3 protein-coding genes are annotated in these 1,784 nt (G+C 50.8%); all 3 read right to left on the reverse strand.

What is annotated here, in order from left to right; genetic code table 11:
• Positions 1-440: GTP-binding protein (locus tag NW819_RS09350; RefSeq protein ID WP_414413570.1), on the reverse strand; the 440-nt coding region annotated here is incomplete at its 3' end.
• A gap of 232 nt (positions 441-672) precedes the next feature.
• Complete coding sequence (locus NW819_RS09355; protein ID WP_414356696.1) at positions 673-1,224, reverse strand: protoglobin domain-containing protein; 552 nt, start codon at positions 1,222-1,224, stop codon at positions 673-675.
• 55 nt (positions 1,225-1,279) lie between these two features.
• Positions 1,280-1,648 carry a roadblock/LC7 domain-containing protein gene (locus NW819_RS09360; protein ID WP_011433098.1) on the reverse strand — a complete coding sequence of 123 codons (369 nt, stop codon included), beginning with the start codon at positions 1,646-1,648 and terminating at the stop codon, positions 1,280-1,282.
• Between the last annotated feature and the right edge of the window lie 136 nt (positions 1,649-1,784).

The following is a 1,784-nucleotide window of genomic DNA, read 5'->3' on the forward strand; positions in this document are numbered from 1 at the left end:
TGATTCCCCAAAATTAACAAAATGTCTTCTGGATCCCAGGCATTGGGTTGATCGACGTGGGTGATCCCAATCACGCAGGGGGCACTTGTCCTGGCTTTCATAAAAGATTGAATAGCTTGGGCGTTGCGAAATTGGCCCGGCAAGTGCGCAGGCACCAGAAGAACATAGCCGTGGGCGCGCTTAATTAAAATATCCCACATAAAGTTAAAGCGAGACTGGCCGGGAGTGCCGTAGAGATGCAGCCACATCTCTTCTTCCTCCTCTCCAATTCTCAAGCGGCCGAAGTCCATGCTTACCGTCGTGGTTTTCTTCAGCTCTGCCACCTCGTCCGTTGCTTTGCAATCGGTGTCTACTACCTCAATCTCGCTAATCGTGCGAATAAAGGTAGACTTTCCAGCTCCCACCGGCCCTGTTACAACAATTCGCAAGATATTTCCCATAAACTGGCCTCAGACTAAGCTCTAGCGACAAAGCTGAATAAAACTCGGGGGAGTGCACCGATGTGCCGCACGGGAGGTAAAGCTATCTCCAGGTTGCTTCTAAGATAATCTAAAAAAGATACCAACGCCAGCTCTGCTCCAGAGGGATCCCAGAAACTCAAGCACCTCAGCCCAAGAAGGTAGAGAAATTAAGCAAGTAGAGTAAGCAAGAGCCCACTCTAACTCAAACAACTCAAATTAAACTGTTGGCACCATTGGCGATTAATCGTTTGAACAAAGCCTCACTCATGCCTGTTTCCTGTTGCACTGCATTGTAGGCCACCTCAAGGTAGGCTTGCTCAATAAAGGAGAGGTCAATCATACAGACCTTGCTCAAGCTGGTGCGCAACTGCTCAGGCTTGCCTTCTTTCACCAACCGCCGACTGACCTCCTGCACAACTGTGGCCATAGCAGGCACAACATGTTGAGGGCCGATGCCAACGCGCACATGAACTATGCCAATCTTCCAGCGGCGATCCGCATACTGGGGGCCCCAATTGTCCATGCCGGTGAACATTTCCTTGAACCAGTCGGCAAAGGTTTGGCCCAGCCGCTGCCGGTTGTGCTTGGCTATCACTGCCGCCATTTCGGCATCGCGATCCAGATAGCCGTAAAAGGCGTCTGACATTTCCGCCGCGATGCTGCCGCCCCAGTCAGCACTTTGCTGCAAAACTTTCTTGTCATCATCTGTGAATTGCGTGCGCGAGATCAGGACTTGGAGCAGCTCAGAAGGTTTAATGGCCATAGTTTCCTCAACGTCAGGATAGGATCTAAAGACTTAGCTTCCACATTTGATTTTCTTACTTCATTGCCTCTGCAATGCTTGCCGCGACTCGCTTAATTTCCAAAAAGAGCAAGCCTTGCTTGACTTCATGGCTGGCAATTGTCAGCAAGACGGCATCGGGGCCACAACTGGTTAAAACCCCGTATCCTTTTTCCCCCTGTACAAAAACTCTCTCTATGGCTCCGCGCCCTAGCTCTCTCCCAATCCGTTCGCCCAAAGAAAGCATGGCAGCCGACATAGCAGAGGTTCTCTCTTCATCCATACCCACAGGCAGTGTGGAAGCTAAAGGTAGCCCGTCGGGGGTGACCACTGCTGCTCCCTGGACTTCCGGTGTGTTGGCAACATAGCTCTGGAGGATCGCCTGCAAAGAGGACAGATTAGCCATCCTATATCTCCCTGCTGATTCCCTATTTCTAATGTTTCTACCCGAAAACCGAAAACATGACTGCAAATATCCCTATGCTTTTATTTTTCGCGCATGCCCCTGAGGAGGGTGGCCAATCGACTGACCAGAGAAGGCT

Origin of the sequence: Synechococcus sp. R8-2 (assembly GCF_047461715.1) — a bacterium.
Lineage (GTDB): Bacteria > Cyanobacteriota > Cyanobacteriia > Thermostichales > Thermostichaceae > Thermostichus.

Excerpts from the sequence above, each read along its gene's own strand:
- NW819_RS09360 (WP_011433098.1), bottom strand. The coding sequence starts at position 1,648 with ATGGCTAATCTGTCCTCTTTGCAGGCGATCCTCCAGAGCTATGTTGCC.
- NW819_RS09355 (WP_414356696.1), bottom strand. The coding sequence starts at position 1,224 with ATGGCCATTAAACCTTCTGAGCTGCTCCAAGTCCTGATCTCGCGCACG.